We start from the raw sequence: 26566 nt of genomic DNA on the forward strand, positions 1-26566 counted from the left end.
GGGCTGAAAGCAGTAAACCACTAAGTAGAGGGACGAGCGACAATGGATGCCAAACAGGTTCTCGCGCTGATCAAGGAAAAGGACGTCAAGTTCGTTGACTTCCGCTTCACCGATCCTCGCGGCAAGTGGCAGCACACGGCCCGCATGGCGTCCGCCACCGACGAAGGCACCTTCGAGGACGGCGTGATGTTCGACGGCTCCTCGATCGCCGGCTGGAAGGCGATCAACGAGTCCGACATGATCCTGATGCCGGATCCGTCGACCGCCGTGCTCGATCCCTTCACCGCGCAGACCACGCTGATCGTGAGCTGCGACGTCGTCGAGCCCTCGACCGGCCAGCTCTACGCCCGCTGCCCGCGCTCGACCGCCAAGCGCGCCGAAGCCTTCATGAAGTCGTCCGGCATCGGCGACACCGCCGTGTTCGGCCCCGAACTCGAGTTCTTCGTGTTCGACGACGTCCGCTACGACGTCCAGATGCAGGGCAGCTTCTACAGCATCTCCTCCAACGAATCGCCGTGGAACACCGGCGTTGCCGTCGAAGGCGGCAACCTGGCCCATCGTCCGGGCGTCAAGGGCGGCTACTTCCCGGTCCAGCCGGTCGACACGCACAACGACCTGCGCGCCGAGATGATGTCGGTCTGCACCGACATGGGCCTGGTCATGGAAATCCACCATCACGAGGTGGCTCCGGCGCAGAACGAGCTCGGCTTCAAGTTCGACACGCTCGTGAAGACCGCCGACAACGTGCAGAAGTACAAGTACTCGCTGCACAACGTCGCCCACAGCTACGGCAAGTCGCTGACCTTCATGCCGAAGCCGCTCTATGGCGACAACGGCTCGGGCATGCACTGCCATCAGTCGATCTGGAAGGACGGCAAGCCGCTGTTCGCCGGTTCGGGCTATGCCGACCTGTCGGAGACGGCGCTGTACTACATCGGCGGCATCATCAAGCACGCCAAGGCGCTGAACGCCTTCACCAACGCCAGCACCAACTCCTACAAGCGCGTCATCCCGGGCTTCGAGGCGCCGGTGCTGCTGGCCTACTCGTCGCGCAACCGCTCGGCCTCGTGCCGCATCCCCTACGCGTCCTCGCCCAAGGGCAAGCGCGTCGAGGTCCGCTTCCCCGATCCGTCGGCCAACCCGTACCTCGCCTTCGCGGCGATGCTGATGGCCGGACTCGACGGCATCAAGAACAAGATCCATCCGGGCGACCCGATGGACAAGAACCTGTACGACCTGCCGCCGGAAGAACTCTCCAAGGTTCCGACCGTCGCCGGCTCGCTGCGCGAGGCCCTCAACGCCCTCGACGCCGACCGCTCGTTCCTCACCCAGGGCGGCGTGTTCACCGACGACCAGATCGACGCCTACATGGAGCTCAAGTGGGAAGAGGTCTACAACTGGGAACACCAGCCGGCCCCGATCGAGTACAAGATGTACTACTCGATCTAAATCGGACGCAGCAAAATAAGGACTTTGGGAGCCTCGGAAACACTCCGAGGTCCGTAGGAAGGCCGCCCCTCACCGGGCGGCCTTTTCTTCACCAAAGGCTCATTCAATGCAGGATTGGTATTTGGAATTGTTCAAGCTCGACGGCAGCAACATCGCATCAATCGAGCACCGCGTACTCCTGCTTCAAGCGGAACAGCCCATGCGGGCCGCCACCGAACTGGCGATGCGTGAAGTCGAAATGCAAACTCTCAAGAAGACGGGAATCCACGGCGTGAGGCTAATCGCAGACGACGGTACCGTCTATCTCGATTGGGACGTGTGGGAGACGATCACTCAGATGGCCGCAGTGGCCGGTTTCGAGTATCGCCAATCTCGTCGAAAGGCTGATGAGCACAAGGACTAAAGCGCAACACCGCGTTAGCCGAATCCTGCCTTCACCCGTTGATCCAACAGGCCTGTGATTACCCGGAACTTATGGAGCGTGTATTCGAGCCATCTTGTGCTCGTCCTTCTCGACGGTCTTACGGCCGGCCCACTGCACCCTAGGCCCAGTGTTCACGAACAGCCTGCGAATCTGCGCCAGCCGGTCCAGCTGGTCCCGATCATGGAAACCTGAAACAAGGTGCCCGGCCGGGAACTTGTCCTGCGCCTGATCCCACGTCCATTCCGTCATCCGCTCACTGGAGGGCCTTCCTAAACCCTTCTCAGAAGCCAGCCCGCCACAGCGTAAACCGCCTGCGTGCTCGATTATACCAGAGGGTCCGAGGCCACTGCCGCAGCACCTGAGCCCGGTTCAGGTGGATGTCGATATATCGTGAGTCCTGTGCCCGGTTCGGCTTAGCTACCACGTCCTTGGTGTCATCGGCAGTCAGGAAGTCTAGGGAGTCCACGGACAGATGATCCCATTGCTCTTTAGGAATCGGGCTCAGCGGAACCACTCCTTGAAATAGCGTGTCTTTGCTACCCCACACCGTCACGTGATCGAGCCGAGCCTCCGCTGCCATTGCGGTCAGCGCTGCGTCGGTACCTGCCATGATCTCGGCCGCGAGGAACGTATTGTTGTGATAGCTCCATCTTGAGTAGCCCAGCCAGAGGTCTATGAACTCGCGAAGGTCTATGTCTGGCCGGATCGGGCTCGGTGGAAAGATCGTCCTGAACAAGCCCGCCACCAGGAAGACAACGCCTGCCGCACCGCTTCCCCAGAACAGAGCATCGAACAGCAGCGTGTAGGTATCGCTTACAGCGAGCTTGGTATGTGCGGACAAGCACAACCCGAGCAGGGCTATGCCGATGGAGATGAGGACACCGGGCTGCATAAGTGAAGCCTACTACCCGAGCCGGTGGGAATCGAGAGACCCTAGTAGATCGGTCCCCGCATCAGAGCTACTGATCAGCGGGCGCTTCGTGCTGATTCATGGAGTGTCAGAAGCGAAATCTACGGCAGGGCTGGGATCTGTACCGGACGACCATACAGTCCGTTGCCATCGAACTCCGAATACCAGACCTGACGGTCGGCGCGCACCTTTCGCGGAACAGCAAGCCAGATAGCCAATTGATACTCGAAGCGCTCACCCTTGCAGCGAGCCAGCTTCTCGCGATCTGCGAGAGGCGGGCATCTCGGCCTACCGACGTCGTGAAGCTTGATCTCGCAGGCAAGCAGATTGTTCGCTGATCCGGCCTCACAGCGCTTGTGCACGATCAGGTCCAGTTTCATCTCGCCCTTCATCGCGCCTTCTCTACCGTCCTGACAGTATTCGGCATCGACCATGAAGCCGTCCGCCTCCCAAGCGACAACTTGTGGCATCCGAGCCAATAGGATGGCGATCCGTGTTGAGACCGACCATTCCATGCTCTTCGATCCACCAACTCGGGGGTGCTCTCTCATGTACTCGCGCACAGCTTGGAATAGCAGCGACCTCAAGTCATGGACGGTGGGCATTAAGCTGACCTCAAGATGATCTGATCGCTCCCCCGACAGGACGAATGAAGCAATTCCGAAAATATCTGAATGGACGAACCATTCAGGGTCAAGGGACCGGCACTCATCAGCTTTAACCGAGGAAGAAGCTCCGCAAACATGCCCCACCGGTTCATTAAGCCTATCAAGGCAGACTCCCTGACGACGTGAAGGTCTGCTTCTCCAACACGGGGAACGAGATGGATGAAACGCTGGAGTTCGTCCGAGAATGCGGAACTCAATGGGGCGTGGAAATTGTCTGGCTGGAATACCTCGATCACGACGAACCCAAGAGCAGATTGACGCAGGCGAGCTTCGAAGCGGCCAGCCGTGCCCGTGAGCCTTACCAAGCACTGATTAAACGGAAGAACTACCTCCCGAATCCAGTTGCCCGCTTCTGCACCAGTGCACTCAATATCCGGGCGTGAAGCAGTACGCCCGCTCACTTGGTTGAGATCACTGGTCCAACGTAGTCGGGATCAGAGCGGACGAACCCCGAAGAGTATCATGACTGCGAGGTCCAACCCGGGAACGCTGGGAGAATGTATTACCTCTAGCCACAGCAGGAACAACCCAAGAGGACGCGGTCCAGTCTTGGTACCAGCAGAACTTCGATCTCACCTTGCCGAACGTCGACGGAAAGACCCCACTCGGGAATTGCGATCTGTGCTTTCTGAAATCCGCAGTTACGATCAACACGATCCTCAAGGACATGCCGGAGCGGGCGGACTGGTGGATCAAGCAGGAAGCTGAATCCAGAGCAAGTAAGCCGACTGGTGCGAGATTCCGGAAAGATCGACCCAGCTACGCAGCAATGCTGAAGGCAGTGCAAGCCGAAGAACCCAAAGAGTTCGGGGATGCAGATCAGGCCGCTGACTGCTTCTGTCGTGAATAACCAATCCAACGCGTTGCGCTCGCGAAGCGATTTCTACCCAACAAATGCTTCCTAGGCTTGTGATATCATCCTCCTAGGGGAGTTGGCGTGCCAATCGAAACTTTCATCCTTGCCGTGTTCAAGATCGGTCTTTTGACTGCCTTGGGCCAATTCATCGACTTCATGATGGACAAGCCGGAGAAGAAGCGGTTGCGCGATTGGCTGTCTAGGCTTGTTTTGAAACTTGAATACGGTCGTTGGGAAGCACTGGGAGCCGAAGAGGCGCGAGCCGCTTTGAAAGCGTGGGACTATGTTGTTGGGCCCAGATTGATATCGGCCCAACGATTGGTCACATCAATCTACGTGATGGTTTTGGCAACGGCTTGGACCTCCAGCACCGGCGGCGCTTTCATTGCAATGATGACGTGGTTATTCCGCGATGGAACCATTCCCGATGAAGCAAGAGGCGTGCTGATTCAGATGTTTGTTCTCTCGCCATTACTCCTGACTGTGATGGTGGCACTCTCACTTTCCTTCACCCGCTTTCTCTCCAATTTGGCTCTTAAACAGGCAGGAGGAATCGCTACATATCTGATGTTGCTGATTGCAAACGTTGCGCTATTCCTGTTGTGGCAGCCGTTGATGACGACGTTCTATGTCGCAGTCGTGTCGTGGTGGATGAACCACGAACTAATATCGATATTGACTACGAAGGCTGGGATAAGCGGGTGGTACGCCATCGTGACCGGTTCGTTCGCCGAGTGGCCTAGCAGCCTCTTGCAACTGCAGTTGCCTCAGGATTTCGCTTCCTTCTTGATTAATGGCCTGCGGATCGCATTCTCACTTGCTTTCGTACTGTCGTTTGCCTTGCGGTCCTATGTCCGGGCAACGATCTTGAGGCTGGGCTATGCCATAGTAGATTCTGACAAGCCCATATTTACGTTGGTGCTGGGTGGCCTGACGGCACTAGCGGTCCTCTGTCATGAACTCATTAAGCTCATGGGACAGAACTAGAAGAGATCAAGCAGGGCGTTAGTCTTCGCGCTCGGTCGCTTGCCCCCTCTGATCTGCCCGCTTCAGGGTCACTCGCCTGCCGCAGTCCTGATAGCCGCTCATAGAGTCGCTGAACTCGATCTCGAATCGTTGATGGATCACAGGTCCAGTCCAATGGATCACGCTGGACGGTCCAATACGGTCCACTTATCGATGTTCCAATAACCATGTGCCGTAATGGAGATTATGGGATCACCAACCGATCAGCTTAGTGACTATGTTTACCTACTTGAAACCCTGAAATTTTCTCGATTTAGTTCGCCCCAGGCGAAGACCAATGTCTTCCGATCTTTCGGATCATGGAAGGGCCCGCTGTTGTGGGCCCTTCTTTTGTTGGAGGATGCGCGCCGCAATATTTCTGAGGGAACGGACATGGGCTGGATGGACGAAGCGATGGAGACCCTGCGGCCCTGGATCGGGCGGGTGCGCACGGTCGAGGACGATATCGGCATGATGGCCGTCCGCCGCGTCGCCGCGACCTTCGACGTCGATCCCGATTCGATCAAGCGCGGCCAGGAGCTGCCGCCGCACTGGTTCACGGTGTTTTTTGCCGAGACCGTCCGCCAGGGCGAGTTGGGCCCGGACGGCCATCCCAACAAGGGCATCGTCCTGCCGCCGATCCCGATGCCGCGCCGCATGGGCGCCGGCCGCCAGGTCGAGATCATGGGCCGCCTCAAGGCCGGCGAGCCGGCGCTGAAGAAGGCCGAGGTGGCGAACATCGTCCCCAAGACCGGCCGCTCGGGCGACATCTTCGTGCTGACGATGCGTCACACGATCGAACAGGGCGGCAAGACGATCGCCTCCGACACGTTCGACGCGATCTACCGCCCCGCCGTCCCGCCGGGCCAGAAGACCACCGCCACCGTGGCCACGCCGGCGCGCACCGACCAGGCCTGGAGCGAAACGACGCCGCTCACCAACACGCTCAATTTTCGCTACGGCGGCATCACCTGGAACGCCCACCGTATCCACTATGACGGCGACTACACGCGCAGCGAGGAAGGCTATCCCGCCATCGTGTCCAACGGCGGCCTGTCGATGCACCTCATGGTCGATGCCGCCCTGAAGCACGCCAAGGGCGAGCTGAAGGGCTACAGCGCCCGCCTCGTCCATCCGCTCTGGGTCGGCGACCTGATCGAGGTCCGCGGCGAGGACCAGAAGGACGGCAAGCTCAGGCTCTGGGCGGCCGACAAGAACGGCGTGCTGTGCGGCGAGATGGACCTGGAGTTCGCGGCGTGAGCGGTGGTCCGCTCTCGGGCGTGAAGGTGGTCGACCTGACGACGGTGGTCGTCGGGCCGATCTGCACGCGCACGCTGGCCGACTACGGCGCCGAGATCATCAAGGTCGAGGCGCCGGGCGGCGACTTGCTGCGCACGATGGCGCAGGGCAGCCGCAATCCCGGCATGTCGGGCAAATTCATCAACTTCAACCGCAACAAGCGGTCGATCGTGCTCGACATCAAGCAGCCGGACGGGCTCGCGGCGCTGCATCGCCTGATCGAGAAGGCCGACGTGTTCGTGAGCAACGTGCGGCCCGAGGCCCTCACCCGCGCCGGGCTCGACCATGCGAGCCTCGCGAAGAAGAACCCGAAGCTGATCCACTGCTCGATCCTGGCCTTCGGCCGCGGCGGCCGCTACTACAACCGCCCCGCCTACGATCCCATCGTGCAGAGCCTGTCCGGCGTCGCCGGCACCCTGGAACGCGCCACCGGCGAGCCGCGCTTCGTGCCCATGGTGATGAGCGATCATACCACGGGCCTGATCGCCGCCCAGTGCATCGGCTTCGCCCTGTACCGGCGCGAGAAGAGCGGCGTCGGCGAGGCGATCGACGTGCCCATGCTCGAGAACATGGCCTCGTTCGTGTCGAGCGAGCATCTGGGCGCGGCGACCTTCGATCCGCCGATCGGTCCCAGCGGCGACGGCCGCCTGCTCAGCCCCGACTATCGTCCCCTGCCGACCAAGGACGGCTACATCACCGTCGGGCCCAACACCAACCAGCAGGCCTTCGCCTTCTTCGACGCCATCGGCCGGCCCGAACTGAAGACCGACCCGCGCTTCGACAGCGCCGCCTCGCGCACGAAGAATGCCGCCGAGTACTTCGTTGTCCGCAAAGAGGGCCTCGCCCAGAAGACGACGGCGGACTGGCTGGAGATCTTCGACCGGCTCGACGTGCCGGCGGCGCGCTACAACACGATCGACGACCTGCTCACCGATCCCCACTTGACCGATGTCGGCTTCTTCCAGCCCGAGGACCATCCCAGCGAAGGCCGCATCCGCCGTTCGCGCCGCGCCAACACGTTCTCGGGCGGTGAACGACCGGTCGAGACGCACGCCCCCAAACTCGGCGAGCATACCGCCGAGATTCTCAGCGAGGCCGGATACGGCGACGCAGAGATCGAGAAGATGCGGACGTCGGGTGCCGTGCGCTGACGAAGGATCGTCCCGCATGCCGATATGATGCAGCGGCTGGGCTGTCACGCCGGCCGGGCCAGGCCGCGCAAACGAAATAAACGAAATAACCGAAACAATCGAAGCGAACCTGCCCGGGGGTCAATGCGGTACTTAAATACCGCGGAGATCGCGGATGGGCAACCGATGGGGTGCGCGTGCCCACCCTTCGAGACGCTCACGGCGTTCGCTCCTCAGGGTGAGGTCAGTGTTGAGATGCTCGGCTCGAGTCTATCTCGTCCGGAAACGCTCTAGGCAGGGCTTCTTCTGTTGCTGAGATACGCCTGCCACAGCGGTCGCCATTGTTCCTGCGTGACGACAAGCACGACTTCGTCGCAACGTTCTCCATCCTGCCGGCGGATCCACTTTGGAAGTCGTCCGACTTCCTCGTAGCCGTTCTTCCGGGCGTACGCGAGGCTGCGCTTGTTGTCGTCCATCACGCGTGAGCGAACGGCATACAGATCGAGTGCATTGAAGGCGAAGTCGAGCATCAGCATCTTCGCTTCGCTTCCGTAGCCCTTGCCGAGATGATCCGCCTCGCCGATCGTCGTGCTGGTGGTGGCCGTGCGGTGCGCCCAGTCGACCTCATGCAAGCCGATCCAACCGATGAGTTTGTTGTCCTCGATCGTCACGATGCCGAGACCGAACTCCGTCGTCGAACCCGACAGCCTGTCCAGCCACTCCTCCTGGGCCTTTTCCATGAGAGGAAAGGCCCGCGCCAATCGGTACTGGGTCGTTTCCGGATCGTTCATCCAGCGCCGGATTGCCGGGATGTCGGCTCGCTGGAGCGGACGCAACAGTACGTGCTCACCTTTGCGGAAGACGACGTCGTTCATCGAGTCATTCCTTTGTCACCAATCGGAGCTGGTCAGGCGGCGGTCGATCCCTCAGATCGGCGGCTCGCCCTCGATCAGCACGCGGTGCATGATGCGTTCCTCGCCCACCGGATAATCGATGACGACACGGTGCATGGTGGCGCGATTGTCCCAGACGACGATGTCGCCCCTGCTCCAGACATGGCCGAAATGATGCTGCGGCTTGCGCGCCTCGTCTGCCAGTTCGTCGAGCAGGGCGTCGCTTTCGGCCCGCTCCAGCCCGACGATGCGATCGAGGCGGTTGGGGTTGAGATAGAGCGCCTTGCGCCCCGTCACGGGATGCGTCCGCACCAGCGGATGCTCGACGTCCGGCGTCTCGGCGATCTCCTCCGGCGTGCGCGGCGATGGCCGGTTGCGGGCACGCGGCGTGTCGTAGCCGTGGATGGCCTTCATGCCGTCGATCCGCTTGCGCGTCGCCTCCGGCAGGGCTTCGAACACCGAGTGCATGTTGCAGAACCAGGTCGAGCCGCCGTGGCTCGGAATCTCGATACTGTGCAGCAAGGTCGCCTTCGCGGGGACGGCGAAATAGGAATCGTCGGTGTGCCAGTCTTCGGCGCGGATCGCGGTCTTGTCGGTCGTGCCGTCGGCCATCAGGGTGCTCACCATGACCGACACGTCGGGCACGGCGCCGCTGCGCTTGTAGCGCAGCAACTGCCTCTGCGGCGCGCCGAAGGCCTTGGAGAACTCTCGTGTCTGTTCCGGCGTCATCGGATCGCCGGGGATCACGACCAGCAGATGCTGGGCAAGCGCCTGGTTCAGCATCGCGGCCATCGCTGGCTGGGTCGCGGTGGCGCGATCCAGCCCCTCGATCCGCGCGCCCAGGGCGCCTTCGTTGGGAACGACTTGCGGCATGGTCCTGCAACTCCCGTCGGCTTCATTGGCTCCGATGAGCCTAACGCACGAACGGCCGACCGCACAAAGGCGCGAGCCGGACAGCGGAAGGCGCCCTACTCCGCCTTGAAGTTCAGTTCCTTGGTCAGCGTGCCGAAGCGGCGATAGTCGCTCTTGAGCAGCGTATCGAGGTCCTGGGCCGTGCCGCCGACGGGCCGCATCGCCACGCCCGCGTAGATCTCCCGCAGCCGAGGATCGCGCAGCGCGGTGTTCACCTCGAAATTGAGCCGCTCGAGGATGGCAGGCGGCACCTTGGCTGGCGCCAGCAGCGCCATCCACTGGTCGACGACGACGTCGTAGCCCAGCTCCTTCAGCGTCGGCACGTCGGGCAGCGCCGGCGATCTCTCGGCGGTGGTGACGGCCAGGATGCGGATCCGCCCCGCCTTCTGATAGGGGATCAGCGGCGCGATCCCCAGCACCGCAAGCTGGACCTGACCGGCCAGGAGATCGTTCACCGCCTGGCCGCCGCCGCGATACGGCACGTGCAGCATCTTGAGGCCGGAGACGCGGGCGAACCATTCGCCGGCGAAGTTCTGCGACGAGCCGATGCCCGAGGTGGCGTAGCCGATCGGCTCGCGCTGCGTGCGCCCGAGCGCGACGAGCTGCTGCAGCGTGGTGACGCCGAGCGACGGATGCACGGCGACCACCAGCGGCTGCGACGAGAGTTGGGCAATCGGGGCGAAGTCCCGGATCGGATCGTAGTTGGGCGGCGGATCGAGATGCGGCTGCAGGCCGAGACTGTCGGTGCCCGCGAGCAGGGTGTAGCCGTCCGGCGCCGCCTTGGCCGCGAAATCGTAGCCGATGCGGCCGGCTGCGCCGGGCTTGTTCTCGACCACGACGGAGACGCCGAGCTTCTGCGACAGCCGTTCCGCCAGCGGCCGGACCGCCGTGTCCGTGGTCCCGCCCGACGGAAACGGCACGACGATGCGGATCGGCTTGCTCGGCCAGTCCTGCGCCGCGGCGGCGAAGGCCGAGAGCGCGAGGCAGCCCGCGAGGAACGGGAGGAGCGCGCGCCTCATGTGCCCGCCTTCCCGCCCGGCACGAACGCGTCCGGCGCGCCGGGCGGAATCGGCGGATGGGCCTTGAGACTGTCCTGGAACGATTCGATCAGGCGGCGGATCGGGCCGCGCACCCACCCTTCGTCCATGTTCGCGTCGGTCTCCTCCTTCGGATCCTTCACGAGATTGAACAGATAGGGCGTCTCGAGCTTGATCGGTCCTTCGTTGGGCTCGACCTCCCACATGAGATGCATCTTCCAGTCGCGCCACTTCACGGCCCGCAGCTCGGTCTTGATGTAGTAGGGAAATCCGTCGCGCGCCGAGGTCGGCCGCTCGCCCAGCAGGAAGCCCAGCTGGTCGACACCGTCGATCGGCCGGTCCGCCGGCAGCGTGGCGCCGCCGACTTTCGCCAGGGTCGGATAGAGATCGGTGATGTGCAGCACGTCCGTCGTGCGGCGTGGCGCGATGCGGCCCGGCCAGCGCAGGATGAAGGGAACGCGGAGCCCGCCCTCCATGGCCGTGTGATAGGTGCCGCGCCAGGGTCCGGCGGTGCCGCGCCACGGCCGCCGGAATTCCGGGCCGTTGTCGCTGCCGAAGAGCACGAGCGTGTCCTCGCGCAGGCCCAGCCGGTCGATCGCATCCAGCATCTGCCCCACCCGATGGTCCATCTCGGCCATCGCATCGGCAAAGTCGCCCGCACCGGTGCGGCCCGCGAAATCGGGATGAGGCAGGGTCGGGAAGTGCAGTTGCGTCAACGGCACATAGGCGAAGAACGGCTGGCCGGCGCCCGACTGGCGCTCCATGAAATCGATCGTCCGGCGCGTGATCTCCCCGTCGATCAGGCGGCGCTGCTCGAGGTCGTAGACCGCGAGGTCGCGCGCCGGCGCGCCCTTAACGCCCTCCATCACGTAGGGCATCGGCACGATCGTGGGATCGAAGCCCGGCGCCGCCGTGAACATCGCCTCGTTGGAGGTGCGCGGAATCCCGTACCATTCGTCGAAGCCGCGATCCTTGGGCAGGCGCCCTTCCCGGTCGCCCAGATGCCATTTGCCGAAGCAGGCCGTCGCGTAGCCGGCGCCCTGCAGCAGTTCTCCGATGGTGATCTCCCAGGGGATCAGGCCCTGAGGCAGGCCGGCCGGCACCGATTGCATCGCCCCGGTGCGGATCGGGTGCCGCCCGGTCATCAGCGCCGAGCGCGTCGGCACGCAGTCGCTCTCGACGTTGAAGTTGAGGCAGGTCAGGCCTTCTTCCGCCAACGCGTCGATCCGCGGTGTCGGGGCTCCGCGCAGCACGCCGCCGCCGTAGCAGCCGAGTTCCCCCCATCCCAGATTGTCGGCGAGGATCAGCAGGATGTTGGGCGGGCGAACGGTCACGGGTCACGCTCCTCTGTGGGTTCGCAAAGAGTGACAGGCACCTGCTCATGTATAAAATGCAAACAGCGGACGGGTTGTTGCGATTTCCGCAAGAGGGGTCGGATGAAACTGCAGGCGCTGCGGCTCTTCCTGCGCATCATGGAGCGGGGAAGCCTCGGCACCGCCGCCCAGTCGCTGAACATGAGCCAGTCCGCGGCAAGCCGCCTGCTGGCCGGCCTCGAACACGAAACCGGGTTGCGTCTCTTTCATCGCGATCGCATGCGCCTCGTGCCCACGACCGAAGGGACCACCTTCTTCGCCGAGGTGCGGCGGGTTCTGGTGGCAATCGACGACCTGCCCCGCGTTGCCCAGCGCGTGGCGGGCGGCACGCGGGCCCGCCTCAGGATCGTGAGCATGCCGCGCTTTGCCGCCAGCCTGCTCGCGCCGGCGGTGGCCCATTTCCATCGCCATCACCCCGAGGTCGAGGTCGATGTCGCGATCATCCATCGGCGAGAGCTCGAACTGGCCGTCGCCAACCAGTCCTTCGATCTCGGGATCGGCGCCCTGCCACTCGACAATCCGGGGATCGAGGCACGGCCGCTCATGACCCTGCCCGCCGTGGTCGTCCTTCCCGCCCATCATCCCCTCGCCCGGCGCAAGTCGCTCGGCGCCCGCGACCTCGCCGCCGAGACCCTGGTGGTGCTCGGGCCGGGCACACAGTTGCGCCATGACGTGGAGACCATGTTCGCAGCCGAAGGCGTCGCCATTCGTCCGAGCATCGTCGTCGACTCGCTCGAATTCGCCTGCCGTCTCGTCGCCCAGGGTGCCGGTGTGGCCATTGCCGATCCGCTCACGCCGGCAGCCCTGGGGGTGGGCCGCCTCGCCCTGGTGCCGTGGCGTCCGCGAACGCTGTTCAACGTCGGCGTGCTCCTGCCGGCGCTGATGCCGCCGTCGCGTTCGGTCGAGCAGTTTCTGGAAGCCCTGCGGCGCGCGGCCAAGGAAGCCGGCGCCCGCCTCGCGCCTCGCTAGCGGGCCAGCAGGCCGCCCACCAGGCCCGACAGCCAGCGGCGCAGGCGCTGCACCACGGCCTTCGTCTTCTGCCAGGCCGGCAGCGACTCCACGAAGGCATAGAGTCTGTCACGCCATTTGAAGACCCAGGTTTCGGAGGCGAGGAACCAGGGCATCGTCACCAGGGTGGGCCGCAGGATCTTGTAGAGACGCGCGACCAGGGCCGTTGCCAGCACCTTGCCGAGCAGGATGCTGGCCGTCGCCAGGGCGAACTTTCCGTGGAGGGCAAAGCCGAAGGCCGCCAGCTTGATCGGCAGCACCAGGGTCGAGGGCGCGACGAAGGCGATCAGGGCTCCCCAGGGCGGCAGGCGCCCGAACCAGGCTTCGAGCCGGGCGACCGGCGGCCACTTGGCGAACGCCGCCATGGCGACGCCCAGGTAGTGCAGCAGCACGTCCTCGATGAAGACGATCGCTGCCGCCAAGGGCATCAGCAGCAGTTCCAGGGCGCGCTTGAGGTGGCGTTTCATCGCGTCGCCATCCAAACCACACAAAATGTCATTATGGTGTTTACCATGTTCACCCGCCGCACGTTCGCCCGCCTGATGGGCGCCGCCTCGCTGGCCCCCGCCGCCTCCCGGGCGCAGTCCGGCAAGCCTTTGTCTCGCATCGCCTTCGGCTCGTGTGCCAAGCAGACCCTGCCGCAGCCGATCTGGGATCCGATCCTCGCCTACCGGCCGGACCTCTTCATCTTCGCCGGCGACAATGTCTATGGCGACTTCCATGCGCCGGATGCAGCGGATCTGAAGCGCGCCTACGAGGAAGCTGGACACATCGCGGGATACACGAAACTGCTCGAGACGGTCCCGCATCTCGCCGTCTGGGACGACCACGATTACGGCGTCAACGACGGCGGCGTGGAGTTCCCGCACAAGGCCCTGTCGAAGGACCTCTTCCTGGAGTTCTGGAAGGCTCCGACAAATGACATCCGCCGCACGCGCAGCGGCATCTACGATTCGCAGATCATCGGACCCCCGGGCAAGCGCGTGCAGGTCATCCTGCTCGACGTGCGCTGGTTCCGCTCGCCGCTCAGGATCACCGACAAGCGCGGCGCGCCGGGCAAGCAACGATACCTTCCCGACCCCGATCCGGCGAAGACGATGCTGGGCGCCGAGCAGTGGGCGTGGCTGGCGACCGAACTGCGCAAGCCGGCCGAACTGCGCCTGATCGTGTCGAGCACGCAGGTCCTGGCCGATGGCCATGGCTGGGAGCGCTGGGGAAACCTGCCGCTGGAGAAGCAGAAGCTCGTCGATACGATCCGCGCCAGCGGCGCCAAGGGCGTCGTCTTCCTGTCCGGCGATCGTCACATCGGCGCGCTCTATCGCGAAACGCCCGAAGGCCTCTATCCGCTGTACGAGGCCACTTCGAGCGGCCTCAACATGGTCTACTGGGCGGCCAAGGAGCCCGGCCCCAACCGCCTCGGCCCGCTCTTCGCCGCCGCCAATTTCGGCGTGGTCGAAATCGACTGGGCCGCGCGCAAGTTCCTGCTGGCACTGCGCGACGAGAGGGGCGACACGCGGCGGGCGGTCGATGTCGGTTTTGACACGCTGAGTATTGCCACCTGATTGCCCAGATTGAATCGGGGGATGTTGCTTCACCGGAGGGCGTAGCGAGGACAAGGCGGTAACGACCGCCGATCTCGGCCCAAAGGAACCCGCATGCAATCGGTGAAATCCGTCGCGTCGGTCTCGCTTCTATTGTCTGCTCTCGCCAGCACCGCGGTTTGCGCACAAGACCGGATGCCCCCTCCCTCGTCTTCCCAGACCTCGACGGACAACTCCACCGACCGGCCGCAGGGACCGCCACCACAAGGCCGGCCCGGCGGCAAGCCGAACGGCGACGGCGCTAACATGCAGGGCGAGCGTCGACCGCCTCCTCCGAACGGGAGGGGCGGCAACGGTGCGCCTCCTTCCGAGCCGCCGCGCATGGGACAGCAGGGAAAGCCGCCGGGAACCGGCCCGGGACAGCCTCCCGACGGCGAGCGGCCTTCCCGAGGACAACAGCCGCCGGCGTCGTCGAGCGCAGCCAATCCGGGCTGATCCGCCGTGCGCAAGAAAGAAAGGCCGCCCTTGCGGCGGCCCTTCATGCCTTCGGTCGTCTTTACTGCGGCTGGACGCCGGCGGCCTTGATGGCGGGCACCCACTTGTCGATCGAGGCCTTGAGCTGGGCGCGCAGCGCATCGGGCGTTGCGTCCTTGGGTTCGGGCAGATCGACGGCCTGATCGATCAGGCGCGCGCGCACCTTCTCGTCGCTGAGCGCGGTGACCAGCGCCTTGTTCAGCGTGTCGATGACGTTCTTCGGCGTGCCCTTGGCCACGAAGAAGCCGTTCCAGATCGTGACCTCGTAGCCCTTGAGGCCCGACTCGTCGATCGTCGGGACGTCGGGCAACTGCGGCAGGCGCTTCAGCGTGCTGACGCCCAGAGCCTTGATGGTGCCGGCCTTGATCTGCGGCAGCACGTTCACGGCCTGGTCGACCATGTAGTCGAACTGGCCGCTGACCAGGTCGTTCAGCGCCGGACCGGTTCCCTTGTAGGGGATCTCCAGCACGTCGACCTTCATCATGTTGTTGAGCATCAGGCCGCCCAGGTGCGAGGCGGCGCCGATGCCGGCCATGCCGTACTGCGCCTTCTTCTGGTTGGCCTTCACATAGGCCTCGAACTCCTTGAAGTCCTTGGCCGGCAGGTCCTTCTTGGTGACCAGCACCATCGGGTTCGTGCCGCCGAGACCGACCGGCTCGAGGTCCTTCTGGCTGTCGTAGGGCAGCGTCTTGTAGAGCGCGATGTTCACCGCGAGGGTACCCATGTGCGTGAACAGCACCGTGTAGCCGTCGGGCGTCGCCTTGGCCGCCTTGTTGACGCCGATCGTGCCTCCGGCGCCGCCGACATTCTCGACGATCATCGTCTGGCCCAGCGCCTCGCCCATGCGGGCGGTGAGCACGCGGGCCAGGGCATCGGTGGGGCCGCCGGCCGCGAACGGCACGATGACCGTGATCGGCTTCGTCGGATAGGCCGTCTGGGCCATGGCGCCCAAGGGCGCGGCCGCCAGGGCAACGGCGGCGGCGGTCGTCAGCAGGTTGCGTCTCTTCACAGGGTTACCTCCCAAGAATCACTGTATTGCGGCTGCTACACCGTCTTCACGAGCTCTGCAATGGCTGCACCCACCGTCTTGGTGTCGCCGTTGCCGCCGAGATCCTTGGTGCGGGGTCCGCCCTCGACCAGCGAGGCCGCGATGGCACGCTCGATCGCCTCCGCCGCCTCCGGATAACCCAGGTGCCGCACCATCATAGCGCCCGACCAGATCTGGCCGATCGGATTGGCGATGCCCCTGCCCGCGATGTCGGGCGCCGAACCGTGGACCGGCTCGAACATCGACGGGTACTTGCGCTCCGGATTGATGTTGCCCGACGGCGCCACGCCGATCGAACCGGTCAGGGCCGGGCCGAGGTCGGAGAGGATATCGCCGAACAGGTTGGAGCCGACCACCACGTCGAACCAGTCCGGGTTGCGCACGAAATGTGCCGTCAGGATGTCGATGTGATACTGGTCGGCCTTGATGTCCGGGTACTTCTTGCGCATCGCGTCGAAGCGCTCGTCCCAGAACGGCATGGTGTGGATGATGCCGTTGGACTTGGTGGCCGAGGTGACGTGCTTCTTCTTCGTCGTGCTGGCGAAGTCGAAGGCGAACTTTAGGATGCGATCGACGCCCTTGCGCGTGAAGATGGATTGCTGAATCGCCATCTCGTCGTCGGTGCCCTGGAACATGCGGCCGCCGATCGAGCTGTATTCGCCCTCGGTATTCTCGCGCACCACCCAGAAATCGATATCGCCCGGCTTGCGGTTGGCGAGCGGCGACGGCACGCCTTCGAACAGGCGCACCGGACGCAGGTTCACATACTCGTCGAAGTCGCGACGGATCGGGATCAGCAGGCCCCACAGCGAAACGTGATCGGGCACGCCCGGCCAGCCCACGGCGCCCAGGAAGATGCTCTCGAATGCCTTGAGCTGCTCCATGCCGTCGTCCGGCATCATCTTGCCGGTCTTGACCAGACGATCGCACGACCAGTCGAAATCGGTGAACTCGAGCTCGAAATTGAAACGCCGCGCCGCGGCCTCCAGGACCTTCACGCCTTCCGGCAGAACTTCCTTGCCGATTCCGTCTCCCGGAATGAGCGCGATCTTGTGCTTGGCCATCAATAATCCTCCCGAACCGCGCGGAACGTAGCAGCGCGACCTTGCCATGCAAGCACGGCATTGCCCCTGTCGTACGCTCACGCCAATATGAACAGGTGTTTACCCCGGAGTGGCCATGACCTTCGACCTCAAGATTACCGGCGGCACCATCGTTGACGGCACCGGCAGACCGGGCTTCGCCGGCGATCTCGGCATCAAGGACGGCAAGGTCGTCGCGCTCGGCAAGGTCGACGGGCCGGCGGCTGAGACGATCGACGCCACGGGCAAGATCGTGTCGCCGGGCTTCGTCGACGTCCATACGCATTACGATGCCCAGATCCTGTGGGATCGGATGCTCACCATCTCGCCCTGGCATGGCGTCACCACGACGGTGATCGGCAATTGCGGATTCGGCGTCGCGCCGACCCGGGAAATACACCGCAAGATGATCATGCAGACCCTGGAAAAGGTCGAGGGCATGAGCCTCGAGGCGCTGGAAGCCGGCCTCGGCACGGACTGGCCGTTCGAGACCTTCCCGCAATATCTCGACGCGCTCGAGAAGCGTGGCTCGGCGATCAACGTGGCGGCCCTGTTCGGCCACACACCGCTGCGCCTCTATGTGATGGGAGAAGAGTCGACGGAGCGCGCCGCGACGGCCGAAGAAGTCGGCGCGATGAAGAAGCTGGTGCGCGAGGCGATGGAAGCTGGCGCCATCGGCTTCGGCACCTCCGTCTCGGTCAGCCACAACGGCTATGCCGGCAAGCCGGTGCCCAGCCGCCAGGCGACGCCCGAGGAAATGGATGCCCTCGTCTCGGTCATGGGCGAGATGAAGCGCGGGCTGATGCAGATCACCATCGGGCGCGATTTCTCGACCCGGCACATGGCCGAGGTCAGCCGCAAGTACAACATCCCGGTCACCTGGACCGCCCTGCTCTCTCACCTCTACGGGCCAGGCGGCCATCGCAAGCAGCTCGATCTCGCCGCCGAGCAGCGCAAGTCCGGCGCCATGGTGATCCCGCAGGTGAGCTGCCGGCCGCTCAACTTCGAGGTCACCTTCGCCGAGCCGTTCATCTTCGACGTGATGCCGTTCATGAACGAGCTGGCGAAGGCCGACGCGAAAGACCCCGGCGCCCGCCGCCGCGCCTATGCCGATCCAGCCTGGCGCGAGAAGCTGCGCAGCGAGGTCACGCCGCTCTTCCAGAAATGGTGGGACCGCGTCGTCATCGCCTGGTCGCCGTCGCATCGCGAGCTCGAAGAGATGCCGCTGGCCGTCGCGGCCGCCCGGGTGGGCAAGGATCCGGTCGACCTCGCCCTCGACATCTCGCTGGCCGACGACCTGAAGACCCGCTTCCGCATGGCCGTCATGAACTTCGACGAGAAGGAAGTGGCCGAACTGATCACCGATCCCAACACGATCATCGCCCTGTCCGACGCCGGCGCCCATGCCAGCCAGCTCTGCGACGCCTGCTACTCGACCCACCTGCTCGGCCACTGGGTGCGTGACCGCAAGGTCTTCACGCTCGAGGAGGCGGTGCACAATCTCACCCAGCGTCCGGCCGAGATGTTCGGCATCAGCGATCGCGGCGTGCTGGCCGAGGGCCGGCCGGCCGACGTCGTCGTCTTCGATGCGAAGACCGTGAGCCCCGGCCCGCTGAAGCGGGTCTACGACATGCCCGCGGGCGCCGACCGCCTCGTCTCCGAAGCCAGCGGCATCGACGCCGTCATCGTCAACGGCAAGGTCATCCGCCAGAACAACAAGGATACCGTCGCGGCCGACGACAAGCTGCCCGGTCGTCTGCTAAGACACGGCCGCGCCGCTTAAGGCCACGAAGACGCTCACGAGGGAGAAAATCATGATCCACGTCATCGCCATCATCACGGCCAAGCCCGGCAAGCGCGACGAAGTCCTCAAGAATTTCCAGGACAACGTCCCGGCCGTCCACGCCGAAAAGGGCTGCATCGAGTACGGTGCGGCCGTCGACATCGATGGCGGTCCGTTCGCCAAGTTCGGTCCGGACACGTTCGTGGTCATCGAAAAGTGGGAGAGCATGGACCACCTCAAGGCCCACGGCGCGTCGGAGCACATGAAGGCCTATGCGGCCAAGAACAAGGACCTGCTCGCCGATCGCGCCGTCCACGTGCTGCAGAACGCTTGATCCCCGTCACTGAAACGGACGTCGCCGCGTACGAACGCGACGGCGTCGTCTGCCTGCGCGGCGCCTTCGATGCCGTGTGGGTTGGAATCCTGTGCGAGGCGGTCGAGCGAAACCTCCTCAAGCCGGGGCCCCACGCAACCAACTTCGCGGAAGGCAGCTCGTCGGGCAAATTCTTCGGCGACATGTTCATGTGGCAGCGGGACAACGATTTCCGCCTTGCCGCCACCACTTCGCCGGGCGGGGAAATCGCCGCTGCACTCATGCAGTCGGAGAAGGTCGACTTCTTCTACGACCAGCTCTTCGTGAAGGAGCCCGGCACGGCGCATCCCACGCCGTGGCACCAGGACCAGCCCTATTGGCCCGTCACGGGCCGGCAGATCACGTCGGTCTGGATTGCCCTCGACGATATCGACCACAGCAACGGCGCGGTCGAATTCATCGCCGGGTCCCATCGCTGGGGAATCAACTACCGGCCGACACCCTTCCGCAAGGGCCACGAGGCCAAGTTCACGGCGAGCGACCTCGTTCAGATCCCCGACATCGATGCCGACCGGAGCAAGTACGATATCCGATCCTGGACGATGGAGCCTGGGGACTGCCTGGTGTTCCACGCGATGATCGTGCACGGCGCACCGGGCAACGACACGCCGGGCGCGCGGCGCCGCGGCCTGTCGCTGCGCTATACCGGCGACGATGCCCGCTACGATCCGCGCCCCGGCACCTTCCAGTTCCCCCACACTCCCGATCTCGCCGCCGGCGCGCCGATGACCTGCGACCTCTTCCCGAGAGTCTGGCCGCGGCGGTAGTTGCCCGGTAGCGAAAGAGGATTCGTCGTCCTGAGCGAAGCCACCCGCAGGGTGGCGCAGTCGAAGGACCCGTCTTTCGAGCGCACGGTCTATCGAGACGAAAAGAGGCCCTTCGACTTCGCTGCGCTTCGCTCAGGGCGACGGGATCTTTGAAACTCTAGTCAGCGCGCTCTAGTCTCCCGGCCCGTTCCCGAGGGCAGGTTCAAATGGAAGAGCGCGGCGTCGATCAGATCACCGAGGTCACCAGTACCTCCTGGTTCGCCCGCCTCGGGCAGGCGATCGTCGGGGTCCTCATCGGGTTCATTTTCATCGTCGTGTCGATCGGCGTGCTGTTCTGGAACGAAGGCCGCGCCATCCGCACGGCGCAGGGTCTGGCCGAAGGCGCCGGCATCGTGCGCAGCGTGCCGGCCGATCGGGCCGATCCGGCGAACGACGGCAGGCTGATCCATGTGAGCGGCATGCTCTCGACGGCCGGCCCGGTCTCCGATCCCGACTTTGCCATGAGGGTGCGCGGCGTGCGGCTCGACCGCCATGTCGAGGTCTATCAGTGGAAGGAAGAGACCCACAGTGAGAGCCGTACGCGGCTCGGCGGCGGCGAGGAGCGCACCACGACCTACAAGTATGTGCGCACCTGGTCGGACAAGCCCATCGACTCCGACCGCTTCAAGGAGCCGCGCGGCCATACCAATCCGGTGATGACCTACCAGTCACGGGAATCGCTGGCGCCGGGCACGCGCCTCGGTGCCTTCGCCGTGCCTGAGTCGCTGCTGCGGGGCTTCGGCGAGGCAAGGCGGCTGGCGGCGACCGATGCCCAGGTCAACGCCCTGCAGAACCGCGTCACCAAGCCCGTCACGGTGAACGACGGCACTCTTTATGTCGGCCGCGATCCTTCGGAGCCTGCGATCGGCGACATGCGCATCTCCTTCTCGGAAGTGCCGCTGCAGACCGCCAGCGTGGTCGCAGCCCAGGCCGGTTCCGCCTTCGCACCCTTCCCCACGCGAACAGGCACGACGGTCGAGCTGATCGCGGCCGGTGCCGTGCCGGCCAAGGTCATGTTCCAGCACGCTGAAGAAGAGAACGTGACCATGACGTGGGTTCTGCGGCTGATCGGCGTGATCTTCATGCTGATCGGGTTCAACTTCGTGCTGCGCCCGCTGGCCGTTGCGGGCAGCGTCATCCCTCTTCTGGGCGACGTGATCGGCGCCGGCACGTTCCTCGTGGCGCTGGTCTTCACGGTGGCAATCGCGCCGATCGTGATCGCGTTCGGATGGCTGTGGTATCGCCCGTTGATCGGGATCGGGGTGTTGTTGCTCGGGGCCGCAGCGACCTGGGGCCTCACCCGGCTGCTGCACGCGCGGTCGGCGGCGAAGAAGGCCGTACTTCACACAACCTGACCGTCAGTCGCCCCGGATGATGCCCTTCATCACGATGTCGAGCATACCGGTGCCCAGCAGGTCTCGATTGGACCACGGGAAGTCGGCTTTCAGGATGAGGGCCGAGGCCACGCCGTGCATGGCCATCCAGCACAGCTCCGCACAGGTGTCCGCCGGGTAATTGAGCTTGAGCCCGGATGCCTCGGCTTCGGCCAGAATGCTCACAAGACGCTGGAACACGATGGCACCGCCGATACCGGGACGGGTCGGATCGTCCGTCGGCATGCGATGCCCGAGCTTGCGGACCGATTCCGGAATGTTCGTGCCCAGAAAGATCAGCTTGTATTCGTCGGGATGGGCCAGGCCGAACTTCAGGTAGGCCTCGCCGAACCGCCGGATGCGCTCGCGCGGATCGCTGACGGTACTCTCGATCTCAGCGATGCTCTCGATCAGATACCCGAAGGTCTGATCGCAGAGCGCCAGCATCATCTGTTCCTTGTCGGGAAAATAGAGATAGAGCGCCGGCGCCGACACGCCGACGCGGTCGGCGATCCGCCGGATCGTCGTGGCCTCGTAACCCTGCTCCAGGAACAGTTCCTTGGCGGCCTGGAGAATCTCCTCGCGGCGGGTATGTCCCTCGCCGCGCTTCTTCCGGCCGCCCGTCGCCGCTGTCGAAAAAGCGCTCACCGGGGTTCTCCTACCCTTGACTATTATATTAACGCAGATAACTTATCAACGGTAAGTTAACGACGTTTATTCTTGAGTGCAGTGTAAACGTCCTAAGGAAGCCCCGCCATGCGTCTCCCCAACGTTCAGCTTCTCCGCAAGTTTCCCGTGAAGCTCGTTGTTATCGGTGCGGCCGGTGTGGCGCTGGCAGGCGGCGCCTTCGCAGCCTACTCGTTCACCAAGAATCACGGCGCGTCCGTGGCCAACGCCGAGCCGGTCATCCGGCCGGCGCGGGTTGCGGAAATCTCCTACAGGACGCAGGGCCAGACGTTGCTTCTGGCCGGTACGGTGGTGCCGCGCATCGAGAGTACGCTGGGTTTCCGGGTCGCGGGCAAGATCATCCAGCGTTCGGTCGATCTCGGCGCGGTCGTGAAACCGGGCGACATCATCGCCAGCCTCGATCCGGCCGACTATCAGCTTGCCGTCGACAATGCGCGCGCGGCGCTCGCATCGGCCGAAGCCGACTATGTGCGCGCCAAGGCGGACCACGAACGTTATCTCAATCTGCGCGGCAGCATGGCGTTCGTGCCCCAGACGCTCGACCAGCGCCAGTCGCTGGCCTCGACCGCCCTCGCCCGCGTCGACCAGGCGAGGAGCCAGCTCTCCTCGGCGGAAAACAACCTCGCCTACACGGTGCTGCGCGCCGATGCCGCCGGCGTCGTCACAGCCGTCCAGGCCGAAGTCGGCCAGGTCATGGCGCAGGGCCAGGGCGTCGTCCGGCTCGCTCGACTGGACGAGTTGGAGATCGTGGTCGGTGTCCCCGAGCATCGCCTCAAGGTCGTGCGCGAGAACCCGGCGGCCACCTTTGAGCTGTGGTCCGATCCCGGCAGGCGACATCCCGCAAAGCTGCGCGAACTTTCGCCCAGCGCCGATCCGGTGACCCGAACCTATGCCGCCCGCTTCAGCGTCCTCGAGCCGCCGGAATTCATCGGTCTCGGCATGACCGCGACCCTTGGCTTCGAGCGGCCCGATCGCACACCCGTCGCCGAAGTGCCGCTCTCCGCGATCTTCCAGCGCGGCACGCAGCCCGCCGTCTGGGTGGTCGACCGCAACACCGGCACGGTCGAACTGCGCCCCGTCACCATTGCGCGCTGGCGCGACGACACGGCCGCGATCCTCTCGGGCGTGAAAGAGGGCGAGCTGATCGCCACCGCGGGCGTGCACAAGCTCGAGACCGGCCAGAAGGTGAAGCCGCTTCTGCCTCAGCAGCAGGCGGCACGCTAACGGCCTCGATCGGCGGGGAGACGACCCATGAACACGCGCACCAACCTCTCGGCCCTGGCGCTGAAGTACAGCACGCTCACCGTGTTCTTCATGATCGCGCTGACCCTGGCGGGCTTCTACGCCTTCTTCAATCTGGGCCGCGCCGAGGATCCTCCCTTCACCATCAAGCAGATGGTCGTGTCGGCCGCCTGGCCCGGCGCCACCGCGCGCGAGGTCGAGCAGCAGGTCACCGAGAAGATCGAGACCAAGCTGCAGGAACTGCCCTTCTTCTACAACGTCCAGAGCTACACCAAGCCCGGCGAGACGGTGATCTACGTCTCGCTGCGGGACGACACGCCACCCGGCAGGGTCGCGGATCTCTGGTACCAGGTGCGCAAGAAGGTCGGCGATATCAGGAGTTCGCTGCCGCAGGGCGTGGTCGGCCCGTTCTTCAACGACGAGTACGGCGATACCTACAGCATGATCTGGGCCTTCGAGTCCGACGGTTTCTCAGCCGCCGAGGTCAAGGAGATCGCCAAGACGGTGCGGCAGCGCCTGCTGCGCGTGCCGGACGTCACAAAGGCCGACCTGTTCGGCCTGCAGGACGAGAAGATCTACATCGAGTTCAGCCACACGCGGCTGGCCATGCTGGGCGTCCCTGTCGACCAGATCCTCGAGGTCGTGCGCCGCCAGAATGCGATCGTGGCCACCGGCACGGTCGAGACCAAGGGCGAGCGCGTGGCCGTGCGCGTCGACGGCGCGCCGACCTCGGCCGAACAGCTGATGTCCCTGCCCTTCACCGCCAACGGCCAGACCCTCACCCTGGGCGACGTGGCCGAGATCAGCCGCGGCTACCAGGATCCGCGCCAGCTTGCCATGCGCTTCAACGGCAAGGCGGTGATCGGCCTCGGAGTCGTCATGGCGCCGGGCGGCAACGTCCAGAAACTGGGCGCCGCTCTCGACAAGACGATGGAAGAGGTCGAGGCGGGCCTGCCGGTCGGCATAACGGTGCATCGCATCGCCAACCAGCCCGAGGTCGTCACCAAGTCCTTCGAAGAGTTCAGCTCGGCCCTGCTCGAGGCGCTGGCGATCGTGCTGGTGGTCTCCTTCGTCAGCCTCGGCGTCCGCACCGGCGTGATCGTGGCGCTGTCGGTGCCGCTGGTGCTGGCCATCACCTTCGTCGGCATGCTGCTGCTGGGCATCGACTTCCAGCGCATCTCGCTCGGCGCACTGATCATCGCGCTCGGCCTGCTGGTCGACGACGCCATCATCGCCGTCGAGATGATGATGGTGAAGCTCGAACAGGGCGCCAGCCGCATGGAGGCCGCGACCTACGCCTATACCTCCACCGCCTTCCCCATGCTGACGGGCACGCTCGTCACCGCCGTGGGCTTCGTGCCGGTCGGCTTCGCGCGTTCTGGCGCCGGCGAATACACGAACTCGATCTTCTGGGTCGTCGGGCTGTCGCTGATCATCTCGTGGTTCGTCGCCGTGCTGTTCACGCCGTGGATGGGCTACCACCTGCTGCCAACTCCCAAGGTCCAGCACCACGATCCCTACAACGGTCGCCTCTACACGGTCTTCCGCAAGGCCGTGGTGTGGTGCGTCACCTGGCGCAAGACCACGATCGTGATCACGGCGCTGGCTTTCGTGGGCTCGCTGGCGGCGTTCGGCTTCGTGTCCAAGCAGTTCTTCCCGACCGCCAACCGGCCGGAGCTGATCGTCGACCTGAAGCTGGCCCAGGGCGCCTCGTGGGCCGCCACCGACGCCGAGATCCGCAAGCTCGAATCCTGGCTGGGCAACAGTTCGGACGTCGCCTCCTACACCGCCTATGTCGGCGCCGGCAGCCCGCGCTTCTATCTGCCGACGGTCCCTGAGCTGTCGAATGCCAATTTCGGCCAGATCATCGTCATGACCAAGGACCTGGTGGCGCGCGAGCGCGTGGTCGCCGCCCTCGATGCCCTGTTCAAGCAGGATTTCGAGGCCGTCCGCGCGCGCGTGCAGCGGCTGCAGAACGGCCCGCCGGTCAGCTATCCGGTCATGTTCCGCGTGCTGGGCGACGACCCGCAGCAGGTGCGCCAGGTGGCCGAACAGGTCCGCCAGGTGTTCAAGGCCGATCCCGCGACGCGCGACATCAACTTCGACTGGAACGAACTGGCCAAGACCGTGCGCCTCGAGGTCGACCAGGCGAAGGCGCGCGCGCTGGGCGTCGATTCGCAGGCGCTGGGCAACACGCTGCAGACCCTGCTGACGGGCATCACCGTCACCCAGTACCGCGAGCGCACCGAGTCGATCGACGTGGTCGCCCGCGCCGTCGCGCCGGAACGGCTGAGCGTCGAGGGGCTGGAGGCGATCAACCTGCGCACGTCGACGGGCGGCGTCGTCTCGCTGGCTCAGCTCGCGACACTGAAGTTCGAGCTCGAGGAGCCGATCCTGTGGCGACGCAACAAGGACCTGCTGATGACGGTCCGTGCCGGCGTCGCCGACGGCGTGCAGGGCCCCGACGTGGCCGCTCGCCTCGACAAGGCGCTGGCGCCGGTCCGCGCCAGCCTGCCGCCCGGCTACCGCATCGAGGTCGGCGGCGACCAGGAGGAATCGGCCAAGAGCCAGGCCTCGATCTTCAAGATGATGCCGCTGATGGCCTTCCTGATGATCCTGTTCCTGATGCTGCAGTTGCAGAGCTTCTCCAAGCTGGCGCTGGTGCTGCTCACCGCCCCGCTCGGCCTGATCGGCGTGTCGCTGTTCCTGCTGCTGTTCAATCAGCCGTTCGGCTTCGTCTCGCTGCTGGGCGTGATCGCGCTGGCCGGCATGATCATGCGCAACTCTGTAATCCTGGTGGACCAGATCGACCAGGACATCGCCGCCGGACACACCAAGTGGGACGCAGTGATCGACGCCACGGTGCGCCGCTCCCGCCCGATCCTGCTGACCGCCGGCACGGCCATCTTCGCGATGATCCCGCTGTCGCGCAGCGTCTTCTGGGGTCCGATGGCCGTCGCGCTGATGGGCGGCCTGCTGGTCGCCACGGCCCTCACCCTGCTCTTCCTGCCGGCGCTCTATGCCGCCTGGTTCCGGGTGAAGAAGCCGGAGGCCGCCGCCGAGACGAAGCCGGTCCACCACACCCCGCCCCCGCTTGCGATCGCGGCAGAGTAGCGGAGACTGGAACCAACGG

At 64.7% G+C, this 26566-nt stretch carries 24 protein-coding genes; 14 read left to right on the plus strand and 10 right to left on the minus strand.

Features of this window, described 5'->3' with window-relative positions:
* The first annotated feature begins 42 nt into the window (after positions 1–42).
* Positions 43–1449, plus strand: coding sequence for a type I glutamate--ammonia ligase (gene glnA / locus ACO07K_RS11620; RefSeq protein WP_422036081.1), 1407 nt, complete (start codon positions 43–45; stop codon positions 1447–1449).
* A gap of 121 nt (positions 1450–1570) precedes the next feature.
* A complete protein-coding gene (locus tag ACO07K_RS11625; RefSeq protein WP_422036082.1) occupies positions 1571–1852 on the plus strand; it encodes a hypothetical protein in 282 nt (93 codons plus the stop codon).
* Positions 1853–2153: 301 nt separating this feature from the next.
* Here the strand turns inward: ACO07K_RS11625 and ACO07K_RS11630 are convergent, their stop codons facing one another.
* On the minus strand, positions 2154–2765 hold the full coding sequence (locus ACO07K_RS11630) for a hypothetical protein (protein WP_422036083.1): 612 nt from the start codon (positions 2763–2765) through the stop codon (positions 2154–2156).
* 119 nt (positions 2766–2884) lie between these two features.
* A complete protein-coding gene (locus ACO07K_RS11635) occupies positions 2885–3298 on the minus strand; it encodes a hypothetical protein (protein ID WP_422036084.1) in 414 nt (137 codons plus the stop codon).
* A gap of 308 nt (positions 3299–3606) precedes the next feature.
* On the opposite strand from ACO07K_RS11635, the gene ACO07K_RS11640 reads away from it, so the two are divergent.
* The 4 genes from ACO07K_RS11640 (at position 3607) to ACO07K_RS11655 (ending at position 7762) form a co-directional block, all read left to right on the plus strand.
* Positions 3607–3834 carry a hypothetical protein gene (locus tag ACO07K_RS11640; protein WP_422036085.1) on the plus strand — a complete coding sequence of 76 codons (228 nt, stop codon included), beginning with the start codon at positions 3607–3609 and terminating at the stop codon, positions 3832–3834.
* Between the two features lie 554 nt (positions 3835–4388).
* Positions 4389–5294 carry a hypothetical protein gene (locus tag ACO07K_RS11645; RefSeq protein WP_422036086.1) on the plus strand — a complete coding sequence of 302 codons (906 nt, stop codon included), beginning with the start codon at positions 4389–4391 and terminating at the stop codon, positions 5292–5294.
* Between the two features lie 411 nt (positions 5295–5705).
* The gene (locus tag ACO07K_RS11650) at positions 5706–6572 is read left to right on the plus strand and encodes a hypothetical protein (protein WP_422036087.1); all 867 of its coding nucleotides are present in this window, start codon (positions 5706–5708) and stop codon (positions 6570–6572) included.
* The gene (locus ACO07K_RS11655; RefSeq protein WP_422036088.1) at positions 6569–7762 is read left to right on the plus strand and encodes a CaiB/BaiF CoA transferase family protein; all 1194 of its coding nucleotides are present in this window, start codon (positions 6569–6571) and stop codon (positions 7760–7762) included. The genes ACO07K_RS11650 and ACO07K_RS11655 overlap by 4 nt, the downstream gene beginning before the upstream one ends.
* Before the next feature lie 269 nt (positions 7763–8031).
* Here ACO07K_RS11655 and ACO07K_RS11660 read toward each other — a convergent pair whose 3' ends face one another.
* From ACO07K_RS11660 to ACO07K_RS11675, 4 genes are all read right to left on the minus strand, one after another.
* The gene (locus ACO07K_RS11660) at positions 8032–8616 is read right to left on the minus strand and encodes a GNAT family N-acetyltransferase (protein WP_422036089.1); all 585 of its coding nucleotides are present in this window, start codon (positions 8614–8616) and stop codon (positions 8032–8034) included.
* Positions 8617–8667: 51 nt separating this feature from the next.
* Positions 8668–9507, minus strand: coding sequence for a TauD/TfdA dioxygenase family protein (locus tag ACO07K_RS11665; protein WP_422036090.1), 840 nt, complete (start codon positions 9505–9507; stop codon positions 8668–8670).
* Positions 9508–9602: 95 nt separating this feature from the next.
* A complete protein-coding gene (locus tag ACO07K_RS11670; protein WP_422036091.1) occupies positions 9603–10565 on the minus strand; it encodes a Bug family tripartite tricarboxylate transporter substrate binding protein in 963 nt (320 codons plus the stop codon).
* Positions 10562–11917, minus strand: a complete 1356-nt coding sequence (locus ACO07K_RS11675) for an arylsulfatase (protein WP_422036092.1) — start codon at positions 11915–11917, stop codon at positions 10562–10564. The genes ACO07K_RS11670 and ACO07K_RS11675 overlap by 4 nt, the downstream gene beginning before the upstream one ends.
* A 102-nt stretch (positions 11918–12019) precedes the next feature.
* Here ACO07K_RS11675 and ACO07K_RS11680 point away from each other — a divergent pair, with 102 nt between their 5' ends.
* Complete coding sequence (locus tag ACO07K_RS11680) at positions 12020–12925, plus strand: LysR family transcriptional regulator (RefSeq protein WP_422036093.1); 906 nt, start codon at positions 12020–12022, stop codon at positions 12923–12925.
* Here the strand turns inward: ACO07K_RS11680 and ACO07K_RS11685 are convergent.
* Positions 12922–13431: a hypothetical protein gene (locus ACO07K_RS11685; protein WP_422036094.1), complete on the minus strand. Its 510-nt coding sequence runs from the start codon at positions 13429–13431 to the stop codon at positions 12922–12924. The genes ACO07K_RS11680 and ACO07K_RS11685 overlap by 4 nt on opposite strands.
* Positions 13432–13476: 45 nt before the next feature.
* On the opposite strand from ACO07K_RS11685, the gene ACO07K_RS11690 reads away from it, so the two are divergent.
* The gene (locus tag ACO07K_RS11690; protein ID WP_422036095.1) at positions 13477–14526 is read left to right on the plus strand and encodes an alkaline phosphatase D family protein; all 1050 of its coding nucleotides are present in this window, start codon (positions 13477–13479) and stop codon (positions 14524–14526) included.
* A gap of 535 nt (positions 14527–15061) precedes the next feature.
* On the opposite strand, the gene ACO07K_RS11695 is transcribed toward ACO07K_RS11690, so the two are convergent.
* Together ACO07K_RS11695 and ACO07K_RS11700 are read right to left on the minus strand one after the other, a co-directional pair.
* The gene (locus ACO07K_RS11695; RefSeq protein ID WP_422036096.1) at positions 15062–16048 is read right to left on the minus strand and encodes a tripartite tricarboxylate transporter substrate-binding protein; all 987 of its coding nucleotides are present in this window, start codon (positions 16046–16048) and stop codon (positions 15062–15064) included.
* 35 nt (positions 16049–16083) lie between these two features.
* Positions 16084–17151, minus strand: coding sequence for a tartrate dehydrogenase (locus tag ACO07K_RS11700; RefSeq protein ID WP_422036097.1), 1068 nt, complete (start codon positions 17149–17151; stop codon positions 16084–16086).
* Between the two features lie 115 nt (positions 17152–17266).
* Between ACO07K_RS11700 and ACO07K_RS11705 the strand changes: the two genes are divergently transcribed.
* The 4 genes from ACO07K_RS11705 (at position 17267) to ACO07K_RS11720 (ending at position 21486) form a co-directional block, all read left to right on the plus strand.
* A complete protein-coding gene (locus ACO07K_RS11705) occupies positions 17267–18952 on the plus strand; it encodes an N-acyl-D-amino-acid deacylase family protein (protein ID WP_422036098.1) in 1686 nt (561 codons plus the stop codon).
* Between the two features lie 31 nt (positions 18953–18983).
* On the plus strand, positions 18984–19286 hold the full coding sequence (locus tag ACO07K_RS11710; RefSeq protein WP_422036099.1) for a putative quinol monooxygenase: 303 nt from the start codon (positions 18984–18986) through the stop codon (positions 19284–19286).
* Positions 19283–20092, plus strand: a complete 810-nt coding sequence (locus ACO07K_RS11715; RefSeq protein WP_422036100.1) for a phytanoyl-CoA dioxygenase family protein — start codon at positions 19283–19285, stop codon at positions 20090–20092. Before ACO07K_RS11710 ends, ACO07K_RS11715 begins: the two co-directional genes overlap by 4 nt.
* 206 nt (positions 20093–20298) lie before the next feature.
* Positions 20299–21486: a TMEM43 family protein gene (locus ACO07K_RS11720; RefSeq protein WP_422036101.1), complete on the plus strand. Its 1188-nt coding sequence runs from the start codon at positions 20299–20301 to the stop codon at positions 21484–21486.
* A 3-nt stretch (positions 21487–21489) separates the two neighbouring features.
* Here the strand turns inward: ACO07K_RS11720 and ACO07K_RS11725 are convergent, their stop codons facing one another.
* The gene (locus tag ACO07K_RS11725) at positions 21490–22152 is read right to left on the minus strand and encodes a TetR/AcrR family transcriptional regulator (protein WP_422036102.1); all 663 of its coding nucleotides are present in this window, start codon (positions 22150–22152) and stop codon (positions 21490–21492) included.
* 108 nt (positions 22153–22260) lie between these two features.
* On the opposite strand from ACO07K_RS11725, the gene ACO07K_RS11730 reads away from it, so the two are divergent.
* A complete protein-coding gene (locus ACO07K_RS11730) occupies positions 22261–23415 on the plus strand; it encodes an efflux RND transporter periplasmic adaptor subunit (RefSeq protein WP_422036103.1) in 1155 nt (384 codons plus the stop codon).
* Between the two features lie 27 nt (positions 23416–23442).
* Positions 23443–26547 (plus strand): efflux RND transporter permease subunit, encoded by a 3105-nt coding sequence (locus tag ACO07K_RS11735; protein ID WP_422036104.1) that lies wholly within the window; start codon positions 23443–23445, stop codon positions 26545–26547.
* Positions 26548–26566: the final 19 nt, after the last annotated feature.

The sequence above is a fragment of the Reyranella sp. genome (assembly GCF_965228225.1).
Taxonomy (GTDB): domain Bacteria; phylum Pseudomonadota; class Alphaproteobacteria; order Reyranellales; family Reyranellaceae; genus Reyranella.

Coding starts and splice junctions, on each gene's coding strand:
- ACO07K_RS11635 (WP_422036084.1), bottom strand. CDS start 3,298: ATGGAATGGTCGGTCTCAACACGGATCGCCATCCTATTGGCTCGGATG.
- ACO07K_RS11660 (WP_422036089.1), bottom strand. CDS start 8,616: ATGAACGACGTCGTCTTCCGCAAAGGTGAGCACGTACTGTTGCGTCCG.
- ACO07K_RS11730 (WP_422036103.1), top strand. CDS start 22,261: ATGCGTCTCCCCAACGTTCAGCTTCTCCGCAAGTTTCCCGTGAAGCTC.
- ACO07K_RS11670 (WP_422036091.1), bottom strand. CDS start 10,565: ATGAGGCGCGCGCTCCTCCCGTTCCTCGCGGGCTGCCTCGCGCTCTCG.
- ACO07K_RS11640 (WP_422036085.1), top strand. CDS start 3,607: ATGGATGAAACGCTGGAGTTCGTCCGAGAATGCGGAACTCAATGGGGC.
- ACO07K_RS11710 (WP_422036099.1), top strand. CDS start 18,984: ATGATCCACGTCATCGCCATCATCACGGCCAAGCCCGGCAAGCGCGAC.
- glnA (WP_422036081.1), top strand. CDS start 43: ATGGATGCCAAACAGGTTCTCGCGCTGATCAAGGAAAAGGACGTCAAG.
- ACO07K_RS11700 (WP_422036097.1), bottom strand. CDS start 17,151: ATGGCCAAGCACAAGATCGCGCTCATTCCGGGAGACGGAATCGGCAAG.
- ACO07K_RS11735 (WP_422036104.1), top strand. CDS start 23,443: ATGAACACGCGCACCAACCTCTCGGCCCTGGCGCTGAAGTACAGCACG.
- ACO07K_RS11680 (WP_422036093.1), top strand. CDS start 12,020: ATGAAACTGCAGGCGCTGCGGCTCTTCCTGCGCATCATGGAGCGGGGA.
- ACO07K_RS11720 (WP_422036101.1), top strand. CDS start 20,299: ATGGAAGAGCGCGGCGTCGATCAGATCACCGAGGTCACCAGTACCTCC.
- ACO07K_RS11685 (WP_422036094.1), bottom strand. CDS start 13,431: ATGAAACGCCACCTCAAGCGCGCCCTGGAACTGCTGCTGATGCCCTTG.
- ACO07K_RS11665 (WP_422036090.1), bottom strand. CDS start 9,507: ATGCCGCAAGTCGTTCCCAACGAAGGCGCCCTGGGCGCGCGGATCGAG.
- ACO07K_RS11690 (WP_422036095.1), top strand. CDS start 13,477: ATGTTCACCCGCCGCACGTTCGCCCGCCTGATGGGCGCCGCCTCGCTG.
- ACO07K_RS11705 (WP_422036098.1), top strand. CDS start 17,267: ATGACCTTCGACCTCAAGATTACCGGCGGCACCATCGTTGACGGCACC.
- ACO07K_RS11630 (WP_422036083.1), bottom strand. CDS start 2,765: ATGCAGCCCGGTGTCCTCATCTCCATCGGCATAGCCCTGCTCGGGTTG.
- ACO07K_RS11650 (WP_422036087.1), top strand. CDS start 5,706: ATGGGCTGGATGGACGAAGCGATGGAGACCCTGCGGCCCTGGATCGGG.